Origin of the sequence: Pseudoalteromonas sp. N1230-9, assembly GCF_032716425.1 — a bacterium.
Taxonomy (GTDB): Bacteria; Pseudomonadota; Gammaproteobacteria; order Enterobacterales; family Alteromonadaceae; genus Pseudoalteromonas.
In genome coordinates this window covers 1,369,372-1,385,139 of record NZ_CP090419.1, presented here as the reverse complement: position 1 = coordinate 1,385,139, position 15,768 = coordinate 1,369,372, and the positions used below count along the sequence as shown (strand labels likewise).

The window sequence follows — 15,768 nt, the reverse complement described above, 5'->3', positions numbered from 1 at the left end:
TGAAGCCGAAAACGTGTACAAAAATAAAACATTTTATTTTGTAATCAATAGCTGATTGAGCAACTAATTATTCACTGCGGTAAATAACAACCTGATTTCGTCCTGCGGATTTAGCGCAATACAATGCCTTATCGGCTTGTGCTAAAAGCCGATCGTAATCACTTGCACTTTGACTGTCAGCTAAACCAAAGCTAACCGTAACAGACAAACCACTAGCGATATGCGAGAAATCATAGTTTGCAATCTCAAGGCGAATAACCTCACATACTCGTGCTGCCTCTTTTGCTGTTTTTTCTGGGAATAAAAGCGTAAATTCCTCGCCACCCCAGCGAGCTGCTTGACCTATATGGGTACAATTTAAAGTGAGTAAGCGCGCTATTTCACAAATTACTTTGTCACCTATTAGATGAGAAAAATTGTCGTTAACTGATTTAAAATGATCAATATCCATGATCGCAATAGAGAAGAATTTATTCTCTTTTCTAAATTTATCAAAACTTTGTGACAAACAAACATCGAAAGCGCGTCGATTAGGTAACTGAGTTAACTGATCATGATTAGCCAAATGCGCAAATGCATCCGCTTGGTTTTTCAAGTCATGCATTTGTTGCTCTACTTTTTCGGTTAACTCTATTTCAATCCGCTTATAGTGGTATAAACGAAATTTGTAAATACTGTAAGCTATTAAAATAATCGCAAAAACAATTAAAAGTTTGAAGCTTGTCTTCTGCCAAAAGTAAGGGGCTATCCTAAAGCGTAAAACTTGTTCGTTATCTTGCCAATCGCTGTTGGGATAGCCTGCACGCACTTTAAAAGTATACTCACCTGGCGCTAAATTCGTGTATTCAGTAATAGCCAAGCGCCCTCTATCAACCCACTGTTCATTGTAACCGCTCAGTTGGGTCTGATAGTTAAGCCGCTGAGGCATTATAAAACTCAACCCCGCATAATTAAACGATACACGAGAAATCCCAGGCGGCAGGTTAAGTAGTTCATCACTAGGTGGCAGTGCAACCGCTCTGCCATCCACATCAAAACTTTCAATGACTGTCGATAACTGACGTGTACTGGCTTCTTTTAATCGCTCAGGCGTTGCCACAGCAACGCCACGTGCGGTCGCAACCCAGATTTGTCCGTCAGAGTGAAGGGTTGCTGCTGGAGTCGACCCTCCATTAGCTTGGGCGCTCAGCATTCCATCACCCTCATCATAGAGTTGCATAGACACGGTCAGTGGATTAACGCGTTTAGGCTGATCTAAAAATGCGACTAACTGCGCCTTATTTATTTGAATAATGCCCCTATTACTTGTCAGCCAAAGTGAATCACCTTGCTCAACAATCTGAAATAATTTATCGACAGGTAGTCCTTCTTGACGACCAAATAGTGACATTGTGTCGTTTAGCATATTGTAACGAACCAACCCCCTGTCAGTCGCTAACCACATGACAGTGTCGTCAACATAAAAACCAAACGCATACTCAGTGCTAAAGTATTCTGGAAAAGTAATAGTGGCAAAGCTGTCCTCAGACGGTGTATAGATAGAAACACCAACTCCGGTACCAATCCATAATCGACCTTGCGTGTCCTCCGCCAAGGCCATAATAAAGTTCCCCGCTAAACCATGTTCTGATGTATAAGAATGCACTTGCCCATCTTCGTTTAACTTTGTTAAACCACTGGCTGTACCTATCCATAAATTATTTTCAGAATCAAAAAGTAACGAACGAACCTCATTACTGATTAAACCATTTTTTCTATTCTTTACGGGGTAAATTTTATTATTGACGACTTTCATTAAACCAGCCGTATACGTGCCTAACCAAACATCACCTTTTTTATCTTCGGTTAAGCTCAATACCGATAAAGGATCACGTTCATAAGCCTGCCTTAAAGTGCTAATTTCACCCTTTTCAATGCGGTTAAGCCCATTGCTACTACCAACCCATACACTGCCATCTGAATGTGAGAGAACCGTTCTGACGTAATCAGATGCCAAACCCCGACTTTGACTCCAGTTGGTAAATGGCGCTTCTCTTAATCTAAATAGTCCTGCATTAGTACCAACCCAGATACTTTTTTCACGATCTTGCAAAAGAGATAAGATCCGGTTGTTAGGCAATCCATCATCTGCATCTAGATTCTCAAGCCCTCGCTCACTTAACCTAAAAACACCTTTATTAATGGTGCCAAACCATAAGTCCCCTTGTGCATCTTCAAGCAAACTCGATATTGATTCATTGTTTAAAACATCATTTATGGAAACGAATACATCTTGTTGCTTTTTCCAAGCTCCACTCTCAGTCCCAACAACTAAATCACCTGATTGAGTAAGCAACAAAGTAAAGACAGATGCATCAGGTAAGCCTGAACGTGGGCTCACTTTACTGACTTTTTTATTGATAATTTGATATAAGCCATCGCTCGTTGCGGCCCAGATAACATTATCATTATCTTGCAATAATCGATAAACGCTGAGTTTATCTAGTAACTGTTGTTCTGGTGCTTGTTCAGACGAGCGGTAAAGTATACCTTGCCCCTCTAGAGCGAGCCAAAGCTCTCCACTTTTTGTAATAAGGGCATGATTTACCATTGTTGATGAAGCTGGCAGTGCCTGCCAATGACCTTGCGACCTTTTCGCAATTCCTCCACGAGCTCCGACTATGTACAAATCTCCATTTTCTGTGGCAATCAAGCTTCGTAGACCAGAATCAGGTAAGCCAGGAATTTCTGTGCGTGTTAAGAGTTTGAATTCTCGTCCGTTAAAACGTGCTAACCCTTCCCACGTCGCCACCCAAATATAACCATCTTTTGTTTGGCTAACACTATTGATACTGTTATGCGGTAGGCCAGAGCGAGTGCTCCATGTTTCAGTGAAGTAATCTGTTAGTGACAGACGCGCAGGTTTGGCTGTAAGCCCAAAACTTAAAAACAACAACACACAGCAGATTACCCGCGCCATAAAATAAAACCTTGATACTTATTATCATTATTACTGTGTATAGTTTTGCAGAATAAGCGAAGATTCAGCCAACTGAGCAAATACTACCTAAGTGCTAATTTTTACTCAGTTTAATCACAATTAGCAACAATCATTTACAAAAATTATTAATTTTTTCTTGCAGTAGTTTTACAAAACGTGCGACATGTAACCCGTCCATTAAGGCATGATGCACATCAATTGAAAGCGGCATTTTGCCAGTTTTTGAGTCATACTGACCAAATACAAACTTAGGAATACCAAGGCCATGCCCCTCACTCACTGCGTGGGCAAACCCAGTAAAGTTTAACCATGGAAGCACTGAGATATGAATAAGATCAGGCTGCCCTTCTGTTGCAGCAAATGCATCAGAGAAAAACGGTTTTGCTTTACTTGTTTTACCCACAGTAATGGCGTGTTTTGAGAAATCTTCAATCGAGGCGTGCTTTTCAAAATAACTAAAGCGGAATGTTTCATCTTCTGCCAGCTCAACCACACTGCCACGCACAGATGACAGCTGCACAGGTAAAAAATCAACGATACGTTGACGCATTGGCGCATAGTCATGGCATGTTTCAAGTGTTAGGTAAACATAGCTGTGAAAAAACGAATACGGCTCGGTTTTGCACTTGTTGTAAAGAGCTGCCATGTCGAGTGAAACACACACATTAAAATATGGCAGAGAAAATTCTTTAAAAAAAGCGAAATGCTGTTTACGAGGCCAAGTATTAAGATCAATTGGGGTAATTTCACAAGATGGAGTTTTCATTAGGCGTCCTCGAGGTTTAAAAACCGAGTGTACCTAGCAAGCATAGCTTCGTCACCTTGATGCGATAAATAACAGAGACAAAAAAGGTGCGACTTGCGCACCTTTTTTTAACTATAAATTTAGTCGATTTACTAAATTATAAGCCGTTTTCGATAATTTCTAATGCTAGTTCATCGGCAATTAAATGCGTTGATTTTTGCTCTTTTTCAGAGCGAGCAAAGATTTCAGTTAGCGTATCAAAAATGCCTTCAACGTGTTTAGTTGATGCTTCTGCACTATAACCTTCTGGTGCAGTTTCGTAGTAAACGTTGATGATACCACCTGCGTTAATTACGTAATCTGGTGCGTATAAGATACCTTTTTCGCGGATGATCTCACCGTGACGAGACTCTGCTAATTGGTTATTCGCACAACCTGCAATAATTGTTGCTTTTAAACGCGGGATAGTCGTGTCATTTACCGTTGCGCCAAGTGCACATGGTGCATACACATCAACATCTAAGTCGTAGATTTCATCAATACCCACAGCCGTTGCATTGAAGTCATTAACAACGCGCTCAACAGCTTGCTCGTTGATATCAGTTACAAATAATGTTGCGCCCGCTTCGTGTAAGTGTTTACAAAGGCCATATGCCACAGCACCTAAACCTTGCACTGCTACTTTAATACCAGCAAGGTCTTGATGACCACGTTGATGCTGTAAAGCTGCTTTAATACCTAAAAATGTACCGTACGCTGTGAAAGGTGATGGATTACCACTTTTACCTTCAAGACCTAATACATAGTTAGTTTCTTTATTCATGATAGCCACATCATCACAGGTGATGTTTACGTCTTCAGCTGAATAGTAGCTACCGCTTAAACGCTCTAACTGGCGACCAAATGCACGGAAAAGTTGCTCTGATTTAATTTCTTTTGCATTACCGATAATAACTGACTTACCGCCACCGAATGGTAAACGTGCCACAGCATTTTTATACGTCATACCTTTTGATAAACGAAGTGCATCTGTTATGGCAGCTTCATCTGTTGCGTAGTCCCACATTCTACAGCCGCCAACAGCTGGACCTAACTTGGTATTGTGAACCGCAATGATAGCCTTAAGGCCTGATTCTTTATCTGAACAAAACACCACTTGCTCGTGGTTATCAAAGTCGACTTTATTAAATACAGCCACAGTTAAATACTCCGAAATTTTCTTACCCCAAAGGGTGTGAGCGCTGAAATTGCCGAGACTTTATCACTTCGAATGCTCCCTTGCCACTAAATGAGATGATAAAACTAAGCAAAGTTCTCACACTGAAACAACAACTCAACAACCAACAGTTTATAGAAAAAATATACCCAGCAAGGCAAATAACAAGCATTATTAATTCAAAACAAGCGATTTACATCAACAACTTTATTACGTGAACGTAAAGGTAAAGTATAGCGTAAAGAAAAAGTGACAAGAAAAATGTGCCTATAAAGCCTAGCAGCATCAGCTTTATAAAGGTATTCAAAGAAAAGAATTCTGACTGGTCAGAGCTGAAAAAAACGGCGCAGGTGCGCCGTTTTTATTAAAAGCATTGCAAGGTGGTTATTTTAATTTGCCATCAAGTTCTTCGATTTTTGCTTTCCAAATAGCAGGGCCTTGCGTATGCGCATTTGCACCTTCACTATCAACAGCAACCGTTACTGGCATATCTTCTACTTCAAACTCGTAGATTGCTTCCATACCTAAATCTTCGAATGCAACAACGCGTGCTTTCTTGATTGCTTTAGATACAAGGTAAGCTGCACCACCTACCGCCATTAAGTAAATAGACTTATTGTTTTTGATTGATTCAACTGTTGCAGGACCACGCTCAGCCTTACCAATCATACCGATGATGCCCGTTTTTTCTAGCATCATATCAGTGAATTTATCCATACGCGTTGCGGTTGTAGGGCCAGCAGGACCTACCGCTTCATCACCCACTGCATCTACAGGGCCAACGTAGTAGATAAACTTATTATCAAAATCAACGCCTTCAGGTAAACCTTCACCTGATTGGATCATATCTTGTAGGCGTTTATGTGCTGCATCACGACCCGTTAAAATAGTACCAGACAGAAGAACCGTTTCACCCATCTTCCATTCTTGCGTGTCTTCTTTAGTCAGTGTGTTTAAGTCAACACGACGTGTACCTTCACCTACTTCGAACGTAACTTCTGGCCAATCTTCAAGTTTAGGCGCTTTAAGATCAGCTGGGCCTGAACCATCTAACGTGAAGTGTACGTGACGAGTGGCTGCACAGTTCGGGATCATTACCACTGGTTTTGATGCTGCGTGAGTTGGTGCCGTTTTGACTTTCACATCAACCACGGTTGTTAAACCACCAAGACCTTGAGCACCAATACCTAACTTATTAGCACGTTCGAAGATATCGATACGCATTTTTTCTTCAGTTGTTTCTGCGCCGCGCTCAATCAGCTCGTGAATATCAACCGGATCCATTAATGATTCTTTAGCAAGTACCGCAGCTTTTTCTGCAGTACCACCAATACCTATTCCTAGCATGCCAGGTGGACACCAGCCCGCCCCCATCGTTGGTAATGTTTTTTCAACCCATGCAGCCACATCATCAGATGGGTTAAGCATAACCATTTTCGTTTTATTTTCTGAGCCGCCGCCCTTCGCTGCCACCATTACTTCTACTTCAGCGCCTGGCACTAAGTCGATATGAACAACTGATGGAGTATTATCTTTGGTGTTTTTACGTGTACCAGCAGGGTCTGCAACAATTGATGCACGTAACGGGTTATCTGGGTTTAAGTATGCGCGACGTGTACCTTCATCAACCATTTGCTGTACAGTCATGTCTGTTTTATCCCACTTAACATCCATACCTACTTTTACGAAGCAGGTAATGATACCTGTATCTTGACATAGTGGACGTTTACCTTCAGCAGACATACGAGAGTTAATTAAAATTTGCGCAATGGCATCTTTTGCCGCTTTGCTTTGCTCTTTGTTGTAAGCTTTTTCTAAGGCTTGTACGAAATCGAGAGGGTGATAAAAAGAAATGTATTGCAATGCATCTTCAATGCTATCAATGAAGTCTTGCTGACGAATTGTGCTCATTACGGGTTCCTTAAGTTTTTATCACGTAGCGCTGTACGTGATCCTGAGTAAACCGGTGACGAAGATTTACTCTACGGGTTAGTCATGGCATCACTATAAAGGAAATCATAACGCTGCCAATCAAATTTAACTTATGATACCCTCCTCGCCCGTTTCGGGCTAGTTATTCAGGGCAATGTAGATGATAAACGATGAAAATTTGTGCATTAAATTAGATTTAAGCGGTGATTGTATCGCGCTATTTAGTCATTTTGCTCATTTGCCCCATGCTGTGTTGCTCGATTCAGCTAATAGCGAGCATATAAATAGCCGCTTCGATATCATTGCTATTGCGCCATTAAAACAATTAGAAGTGCGCGAAAATCAGTGTTTTGTCGACGGCAAAGCGCAATTAAGTGATTGTTTTAGTTTGATGAAAGCAGGTCTTCAGGAATTTAATCACACAGCAAACCCTAACAATCTGCCTTTTACGGGCGGTTGGCTTGGTTATTTTGGTTATGACTTAGGTCGTGTAATTGAAACCATGCCAAATACTGCCGAAAACGACATTAACATGCCGCAAATGGCTGTCGGTCTTTATCCAGATGCCCTTATTTTCGATAAGCAACAACAAAGCTGGTTTTACGTTTGTCAGCCAAATCAAAATCGCTTAGCGCTATACCAGCAGCACCTAAACGAAACGCCAGCAAGTGCAGAGTTCGTGCTACAAAGCGACTGGCAGTCAAATATGAGTAAAGCCAGCTACAGCGAAAAGTTCGAGAAAATTCAGGCTTATTTAAAAAGTGGTGACTGTTATCAGATCAACCTTGCGCAGCGTTTTAAAGCTGAATTTTCAGGTTCAACATGGCAAGCATATAAACAACTCCGAGAAGCGAATAAAGCACCGTTTTCAAGCTATATAAATCACCCAGATGGCGCTATTTTATCTATCTCACCTGAGCGTTTTATTTCTATTAATCAGGGCCAAATAGAAACCAAGCCAATTAAAGGCACACTCCCTCGTTTGGCTGACTCTGAACAAGACCAAGCGCAGGCAACTCGTTTACAACAATCTGAAAAAGACCGCGCAGAAAATGTCATGATTGTTGATCTGCTGCGCAACGATTTAGGCAAAGTGGCTCGTCCAGGTAGTGTCACAGTACCTTCGCTATTTGCCATTGAAAGCTTTCCAGCTGTACATCATTTAGTAAGTACTGTGCGCGCAGAATTAGCGGATGGCAAAGATGCTATTGACCAAATTCATGCGGCTTTCCCAGGTGGTTCAATTACTGGAGCACCGAAAATTCGTGCTATGGAAATTATTGAAGAGCTCGAACCACATCGCCGTAGTGTGTACTGCGGCTCAATTGGCTATTTAAGTGCTTGTGGCAACATGGATACCAGTATCACAATTCGCACTTTAGTGTGTCATCAAGGTGCAATCTATTGCTGGGCTGGCGGCGGCATTGTGGCTGATTCAAAGGTCGACTTGGAGTACCAAGAGACTTACGATAAAGTAAATAAAATACTACCTTTATTAAAGTAAAAGTTGAAGTAACAACATTGAATAGTCAGCACCTAATTGCCCGTTTTAGTTTAAGTCAAACCACAGAACGCCCTGCTACCATTCGCTTTAATGCCGAAAAGCGTGCCAGTGCCGTGATGCTGCCTCTGCTCGATGTGAATGACAAAGCGCATTTGTTGCTGTGCAAGCGACCAAGTTATTTACTTCATCACCCTGGGGAGATTTGCCTGCCCGGAGGTAAGTATGAAGAGCAAGATGAATCTTTGCTGCACACAGCTCTTCGAGAGCTTAATGAAGAGCTCAGCATTGCCAAACATCAAGTGACAGTCCATGGTAAGTTGCACCAATATGCGACCTTAACCGGTTTCACGATTGAGCCCTTTGTTTGTACGCTTAGCAAAGGCACAACATGGCAAGCGGACCCTAACGAAGTTGCTGCCAGTTTTTTAATGCCCTTGTCTTATTTGAGTAATCAACAAAACTGGCAACCTCTCCCCTTTCAGCGAAATGGTAAAACCATTATGTTGCAAGGCTTGATGACTCCGCACGGTCTGCTGTGGGGGGCAACAGCCAACATTATTAATAACTTTATCAAACAGCTCGCCCTACCAGTTTAATTATCCTGCTTTTAGGGTTACACAGACACGTTTAAACGTTATCATGTGGCACCGTTCAAAGGCAGGTAGTATGCCGTTAAAAGGAAAATGAGTAGCAAATTATGATCAGTGCATTCGATATGTTTAGTATTGGTATTGGCCCATCGTCATCTCACACTGTTGGCCCAATGCGCGCTTCGCGTTTATTTGTAAACGAATTAGAAGAAAAAAACTTACTTGCAAACGTTACCGATATTAAAGTTGAGCTGTTTGGCTCATTAGGTCAAACAGGAATTGGTCACGGCTCAGGTAAAGCTGTGATCTTAGGCCTTGCCGGCTATGATCCAGAAACCATTGATGCTGATTTAGTTGACGATATTCTGGCAAAAATCGAAAAAGAACAGGTTATTTACTTAAACCAAAGCCATAAAGCCAATTTCCCTAAGCAAGGTGCGATTGTATTCCATCGTCGTAAAACACTACCAAAGCACTCAAATGCGATGGAAATCATTGCGAGTCAAAATGGCGAAAAGCTATTCAGTAAAGTGTATTACTCAATCGGCGGCGGATTTATCGTAACTGACGAAGAATTCGAGAACGAAAAACAAAAAGCACTCGAAATACGCGAGGAAAACCCTGCACCTTATCCGTTTAACACAGCTAAAGAGTTATTAGAGCTATGTCGTGAATCAGGGTTTAGTGTATCAACACTTATGATGCACAACGAAAAAACCCTGCGCAGCGAGAAAGACATCAAAGATGAGCTATTTAATATTTGGCAAGTAATGAAAGCCTGTATTGAACGTGGCATGCGCACAGAAGGGATTTTACCCGGTGGTTTAAAAGTAAAACGCCGTGCACCTAGCCTCCACCTTAAATTAAATATTGAGGTAAACAATGACCCACTACGTGCGATGGATTGGGTTGATTTATTTGCTCTTGCGGTAAACGAAGAGAACGCTGCCGGCGGCCGTGTTGTTACCGCACCAACCAATGGTGCTGCAGGTATTTTACCTGCAGTATTAATGTATTATCACACTTTCATCAAAGAAGTAGACCGTGATATTGCGACTCGTTATTTATTAACAGCAGCAGCCATTGGTATTTTGTATAAAAAGAACGCGTCAATTTCGGGTGCTGAAGTAGGTTGCCAAGGTGAAGTGGGCGTTGCTTGCTCAATGGCAGCGGGGGCACTAACTGAAATCATGGGTGGTAACGTTGTTCAAGTTGAAAACGCCGCTGAAATCGGTATGGAGCACAACCTAGGTTTAACCTGTGACCCTGTTGGCGGCCTTGTGCAAGTGCCGTGTATTGAACGTAATGCAATGGGTTCAATTAAAGCGATTAATGCATCACGCCTTGCAATGCGTGGTTCTGGCGAGCAAAAAGTAACCCTAGATAAAGTAATAAAAACCATGCTCGACACAGGTAATGATATGAAAACAAAATACAAAGAAACCGCGCGCGGTGGCTTAGCAGTTAATATCATCGAGTGTTAATTTCAGCACAATAAAAAAGCCGCTAAAGCGGCTTTTTTATTGTTTATTTTACTGGTAACTCAATGTTTTCGAAAAGCTTATCAACATCTTCTTGGTTACGTAATAAGCTTGCTCGCTCAACGAGTTCTTTCGTTAAGTGTGGTGCAAAACGCTCGATAAAGTCATACATGTAGCTGCGTAAAAAACTGCCTTTTCTAAAGCCAATCTTGGTGGTGCTGGCTTCAAACAGGTGGCTAGCGTCAATGCACACTAAATCAGTGTCTGTTACTTGGTCTATTGCCATCGATGCGACAACGCCTACACCTAACCCTAAACGTACATAGGTTTTAATCACATCAGCATCTGTTGCAGTAAATACGATATGTGGCTCAAGCCCATGAGCATTGAAAGCTTTATCTAATTCAGAGCGGCCAGTAAAACCAAATACGTAAGTAATAAGTGGGTATTTAGCCACATCAGCAACCGTAAGGTTATCAGCTTTTTGCGCAAGAGGGTGTGTTTTTGCCACTACAATACTGCGATTCCAGTGATAGCATGGCAACATAACTAAATCAGAATATAAATGAAGCGCTTCTGTTGCAATGGCAAAATCAGCGTCGCCTCGTGCTGCTGCATCAGAAATCTGCTGTGGCGTACCTTGATGCATGTGCAAAGACACTGCAGGGTACTTTTTCATGAAGCCTTGAATAACATTAGGTAATGCATAACGTGCTTGCGTATGCGTAGTCGCAATATTTAACTTTCCTTGATCAGGCAAAGTATGTTCATTGGCAACCGCTTTAATCCCCTCAACCTTCGATAGTATTTCGCGGGAAATATTAATTATCTCATGACCTGCACTAGTGACATGCGTTAAATGCTTACCACTTCGACCGAAAATCTGTACGCCAAGCTCGTCTTCTAGCATACGAACCTGTTTAGAGATCCCTGGCTGGGATGTAAATAAGCTTTCAGCTGTCGCTGAGACATTCAGTTTATGATTTTGGACTTCGACGATGTATCTGAGTTGTTGTAGTTTCATGGCTGCATTGTAAATGTTGTTATTCTTTATTTATAAAGGCTGCTAAGCAGGATGCCAAGTAATATTTACTCACATTATAATTTTTTTGTTTTCAATCTGACTTTTTATAGCAATTCTGTCTAAGGCTAACACATCCAACGTTAACTCGATAGAGATGATTCATCTGAAAATACTCAATAAACATGCTAACTTAGTCTTGAGTTAGTAAAAAATAACTAGTTATTATAACTTTATTACACATTAGTATGCGCAAAACTACCCAGATGTAATATTTTTAATGTAAGATAAAAAAATTAGATAGTGAAAACTGAGATTTAGCTATGATCGTTTCTATCATCATTATGCTCATTGTTGCTTTGATTGTCATTGCTCTTTGGGTCAGTGCGGTTCAACAGCATAAAGAAAAACAAGAAGCTGAACGCCGAAAAGAATTAGCCAAACAAAAAAAGATTATTGAAGAAGCTGAAGATGTACTTATCAATAGTACAAATATTCCTATGTCTGAAAATCTTTTGCGTATTATTCAACGTCGAGTCTACGATGCTCTAGCATCAATGGTGCAATTATCACCTACCTCAAAAGAATTAAAAAACCGCCTTAATGAATCTAAAGAACGATTAAGTGCACCAATTGATGGAAATAACTCAGAGTCATTAGTGCTACCAGATAATGACAAACAGCTAATATCACTCATTCAAGGTATAAAAAAATTACGCTCTGTACTTCGCTCTGAGCATGGAAAAGGGAAAGTTGATAGCCAAGTATTTGTTGCAGAAGATAAACGCCTCGAAAAGCTGCAACTGAGAATTAACGTAGAGAGTCAAATCAAACGAGGAATTTCCGCTCGTTCAGCGAACATGATTGGCTCTGCAAGACAATATTTCGAAAAAGCCCTTGCGACGCTCTCTTCAATTAGTTACAGCGACGAATACACAAATGCAAAGCGTAATGAAGTGGAAGGTTATTTAGAAACAATTAGCACTGAATTAAAAGCGTCAAATGCAACGTCACTGAAGAAAAAAGCAGAACAAGAGCAAGACGATTTAGATGTTTTGTTTGCACCAAAGAAAAAGTGGTAAGCCACTTTTTCTTTGGGCTTTTGGGTATTAAGTCTTACTTTATGATAAGAATGCAAACTTAATAATAAACAATGCAGTCAAAATCCATACACTCACACTGATCTCATCTTTTTTACCACATACTAATTTCACCGCAGTATACGAAATAAAACCAAGTGCAATACCGTGCGCGATAGAAAAAGTTAATGGGGTCATCAATAGTACAACACTGACAGGGATCGCATCGGTCATGTCATCCCAATTAACCAGCTTTAAATTTTGCATCATCAACACTGCAACATATAAAATCGCTCCTGCTGTTGCATAGGCAGGGATCATCGCAGCAAGCGGTGCGAAGAACATCATTAATAAGAAGCAAATACCCACAACAACCGCAGTTAACCCCGTACGACCACCAACAGAGACACCTGAAACCGATTCAATATAAGACGTGGTCGTTGATGTACCTAGCATTGAGCCTGCAATAGTTGCGGTGCTATCTGCACTTAATGCGCGGCCTAAACGTGGCATTTTACCATGTTCATCGGCAAGGCCTGCTTTTTGCGTTACAGCGACAAGCGTGCCCGATGTATCAAACAAATCTACAAACAAAAACGCAAAGACAACCGTTAACATTGATATTTCAAACGCGGCGGCGAAATCAAGTTGCATAAAGGTCGGTGCGATCGATGGAGGCAAAGACATAACACCTTGGTATTCAACTAAATCTAAACCTAACGCAATGGCAGTGACTAATAAAATACTGATAAGTACACCGCTTTTCATATCGCGATATAAAAGAGCCGCAATTACAAAAAAGCTAAAAATAGCGAGTAAAGGCCCTGGAGCCGTTATATCCCCTAACTGTACAAGTGTTGCAGGACTTGCCACGATAATGCCCGCATTCTTCAAAGCAATAAGTGCTAAAAATGCCCCAATGCCCGTTGCAATTGCACGCTTTAAAACTAAAGGAATCGCATCAATAATCCACTCACGGACTTTGAATAAACTTAAGAACAGGAAAATACAGCCTGACATAAAAACAGCACCTAGCGCAGCTTGCCAGCTATAGCCCATTCCTAGCACAACACCATAGGTGAAAAATGCATTCAGACCCATCCCTGGTGCAAGAGCTAAAGGATAATTAGCCCATAATCCCATAATAAAACAGCCAATCGCAGCAGCAATACACGTAGCAACAAAGGCTGCACCTTGATCCATACCCGCTTCAGCTAACATCGCAGGATTTACAAATACGATGTAGACCATGGTGATGAAAGTGGTAATACCCGCAATGGTCTCGCGGCGAATAGTGGTGTCGTTATCGTTTAATTTGAAGAGTCTGTCGAACATGTTGAACTTTAAGTTAAGATTAATTGGCTAATTTTATCATATTTTAACTTAATTAGAGGACATTTTACCTTGCAATGTTCTAAACTAATAAGGTCTTTTATTTCAAGAAAATAACTAAACTATGTCTGATAAAACACCTGTAGGCTTAGATTTAGAACAACAACTCGATAATGTACTTGCCTTCATAACCCAACCAGACACTGGTGGGGAGCCAGCAAAAAGTACAGACTCTGTTGAAAATGTACTAAATAAAGCTTTGTATTACTTAAAAAATGATCAGCCCCCTTTAGCAGCCAAATGGATGCGCCTTGCAGCGATGGCAGCGAATCAAAGAGCGCAATTTTATATGGGGCTATTTTTTATTAAAGGGCAAGGTGTGCCCCATAGCGTTTTTCACGGTGCAGTATGGTTAACTCTGGCAAGTAGCCAAGGCTATGAACCAGCAACAGCGGCACTTAACGATTTGCGTAAGCACATTAGCACACGCCGCTTACATGATGCACAAAGCTATGCAGCTACCCTATATGAACAGATCCACCAGCAACAGTTTGCTCATTTGATTCCCCGAGAACCTGACGCCATTTAACAGGCGTCAGCTTCTACAACACATTAATGCTGTCTTGTCAGTTTACTCTCAAATATGATGAGGCCAGCACCAATTACAACCAATAAGACACCGATAAACTCAAGCCACACATGGCCTTTATGGGGCTTGATAATAGGTGTTTTTGAAGTATGACTATACAAATGCCATCCAGTTCATCACATTTCACTACATCATATGATTTGTACTCATAGAACATTGTATTGAATAGCTGTTCTTGATGCCCTAAATAAAACATGGCACAACCTAGCGCACTTAACAGCACGGCAACATAGAAATAGATATACGAGATACGAGATACGAGATACGAGATACGAGATACGAGATACGAGATACGAGATACGAGATACGAGATACGAGATACGAGATACGAGATACGAGATACGAGATACGAGATACGAGATACGTTGTCAGTATAAGGAAATTGTAAGGTGTAACGTAAAGATTTATTTAATCATCTGCTTGAGGAAAACAAATGGCGGAGTGGACGGGACTCGAACCCGCGACCCCCGGCGTGACAGGCCGGTATTCTAACCAACTGAACTACCACTCCGCAGTGGTATGTGCATGGGGTAATGCACTTAATTTGTTTATGATATCAAATGGCGGAGTGGACGGGACTCGAACCCGCGACCCCCGGCGTGACAGGCCGGTATTCTAACCAACTGAACTACCACTCCGCAGAGATATCATTGTTATTACTTAATTTGTTGGCGGAGTGGACGGGACTCGAACCCGCGACCCCCGGCGTGACAGGCCGGTATTCTAACCAACTGAACTACCACTCCGCGATACAAATTTTGTAATAAAATAGCGTTTAAATAGTGGCGGAGTGGACGGGACTCGAACCCGCGACCCCCGGCGTGACAGGCCGGTATTCTAACCAACTGAACTACCACTCCGCAGTATCTAAATGCTATTTATTTTTCCTATTGGCGGAGTGGACGGGACTCGAACCCGCGACCCCCGGCGTGACAGGCCGGTATTCTAACCAACTGAACTACCACTCCGCAAAGGAAAATGTTTTACAACCATAAGTTGTGTAAGTAATTGGCGGAGTGGACGGGACTCGAACCCGCGACCCCCGGCGTGACAGGCCGGTATTCTAACCAACTGAACTACCACTCCAGCACATACTTACAAATTGTCGAAAATTGGCGGAGTGGACGGGACTCGAACCCGCGACCCCCGGCGTGACAGGCCGGTATTCTAACCAACTGAACTACCACTCCACATTTTCGTTGCTGAGAGAGTCTCCCCTGACAGCGGCGTGAATAATAC

11 protein-coding genes and 7 tRNA genes are annotated in these 15,768 nt (G+C 41.7%); 5 read left to right on the top strand and 13 right to left on the bottom strand.

The features are described 5' to 3' along the window. Positions 1-67: 67 nt before the first annotated feature. From LY624_RS06525 to LY624_RS06510, 4 genes are all read right to left on the bottom strand, one after another. Positions 68-2,959, bottom strand: coding sequence for a two-component regulator propeller domain-containing protein (locus tag LY624_RS06525; protein ID WP_341804133.1), 2,892 nt, complete (start codon positions 2,957-2,959; stop codon positions 68-70). Positions 2,960-3,089: 130 nt separating this feature from the next. Then, complete coding sequence (locus LY624_RS06520) at positions 3,090-3,746, bottom strand: CatA-like O-acetyltransferase (protein WP_445936725.1); 657 nt, start codon at positions 3,744-3,746, stop codon at positions 3,090-3,092. A 136-nt stretch (positions 3,747-3,882) separates the two neighbouring features. Then, a complete protein-coding gene (locus tag LY624_RS06515; RefSeq protein WP_237119380.1) occupies positions 3,883-4,923 on the bottom strand; it encodes a Leu/Phe/Val dehydrogenase in 1,041 nt (346 codons plus the stop codon). A gap of 402 nt (positions 4,924-5,325) precedes the next feature. Next, positions 5,326-6,852: a fumarate hydratase gene (locus LY624_RS06510; RefSeq protein WP_054551614.1), complete on the bottom strand. Its 1,527-nt coding sequence runs from the start codon at positions 6,850-6,852 to the stop codon at positions 5,326-5,328. 181 nt (positions 6,853-7,033) lie between these two features. Here LY624_RS06510 and pabB point away from each other — a divergent pair, with 181 nt between their 5' ends. The 3 genes from pabB (at position 7,034) to LY624_RS06495 (ending at position 10,451) form a co-directional block, all read left to right on the top strand. Continuing rightward, a complete protein-coding gene (pabB, locus tag LY624_RS06505; protein WP_341804132.1) occupies positions 7,034-8,377 on the top strand; it encodes an aminodeoxychorismate synthase component I in 1,344 nt (447 codons plus the stop codon). Between the two features lie 17 nt (positions 8,378-8,394). Further along, entirely contained in the window at positions 8,395-8,973 is a 579-nt protein-coding gene (locus LY624_RS06500) for an NUDIX hydrolase (protein WP_341804131.1), read from the top strand. A gap of 101 nt (positions 8,974-9,074) precedes the next feature. Then, complete coding sequence (locus tag LY624_RS06495; protein ID WP_341804130.1) at positions 9,075-10,451, top strand: L-serine ammonia-lyase; 1,377 nt, start codon at positions 9,075-9,077, stop codon at positions 10,449-10,451. 43 nt (positions 10,452-10,494) lie between these two features. Here the strand turns inward: LY624_RS06495 and cysB are convergent, their stop codons facing one another. Next, the gene (gene cysB / locus LY624_RS06490; RefSeq protein ID WP_062570695.1) at positions 10,495-11,472 is read right to left on the bottom strand and encodes an HTH-type transcriptional regulator CysB; all 978 of its coding nucleotides are present in this window, start codon (positions 11,470-11,472) and stop codon (positions 10,495-10,497) included. Between the two features lie 320 nt (positions 11,473-11,792). On the opposite strand from cysB, the gene LY624_RS06485 reads away from it, so the two are divergent. Next, positions 11,793-12,551 carry a hypothetical protein gene (locus LY624_RS06485; protein ID WP_130151378.1) on the top strand — a complete coding sequence of 253 codons (759 nt, stop codon included), beginning with the start codon at positions 11,793-11,795 and terminating at the stop codon, positions 12,549-12,551. Between the two features lie 39 nt (positions 12,552-12,590). Here LY624_RS06485 and LY624_RS06480 read toward each other — a convergent pair whose 3' ends face one another. After that, a complete protein-coding gene (locus LY624_RS06480) occupies positions 12,591-13,883 on the bottom strand; it encodes a solute carrier family 23 protein (protein WP_165381494.1) in 1,293 nt (430 codons plus the stop codon). Positions 13,884-14,004: 121 nt separating this feature from the next. Between LY624_RS06480 and LY624_RS06475 the strand changes: the two genes are divergently transcribed. Beyond that, positions 14,005-14,469, top strand: a complete 465-nt coding sequence (locus LY624_RS06475) for a sel1 repeat family protein (protein WP_341804129.1) — start codon at positions 14,005-14,007, stop codon at positions 14,467-14,469. A 494-nt stretch (positions 14,470-14,963) separates the two neighbouring features. Here the strand turns inward: LY624_RS06475 and LY624_RS06470 are convergent. The 7 genes from LY624_RS06470 to LY624_RS06440 form a co-directional block, all read right to left on the bottom strand. Further along, a tRNA-Asp gene (locus tag LY624_RS06470) sits at positions 14,964-15,040 on the bottom strand. A gap of 50 nt (positions 15,041-15,090) precedes the next feature. Continuing rightward, a tRNA-Asp gene (locus LY624_RS06465) sits at positions 15,091-15,167 on the bottom strand. 31 nt (positions 15,168-15,198) lie between these two features. Beyond that, positions 15,199-15,275: transfer RNA gene (locus LY624_RS06460), tRNA-Asp, on the bottom strand. A gap of 37 nt (positions 15,276-15,312) precedes the next feature. Further along, a tRNA-Asp gene (locus LY624_RS06455) sits at positions 15,313-15,389 on the bottom strand. Between the two features lie 31 nt (positions 15,390-15,420). Beyond that, positions 15,421-15,497: transfer RNA gene (locus LY624_RS06450), tRNA-Asp, on the bottom strand. A gap of 41 nt (positions 15,498-15,538) precedes the next feature. Continuing rightward, positions 15,539-15,615, bottom strand: a tRNA-Asp gene (locus tag LY624_RS06445). Between the two features lie 27 nt (positions 15,616-15,642). Beyond that, positions 15,643-15,719 (bottom strand) — tRNA-Asp (locus tag LY624_RS06440). Between the last annotated feature and the right edge of the window lie 49 nt (positions 15,720-15,768).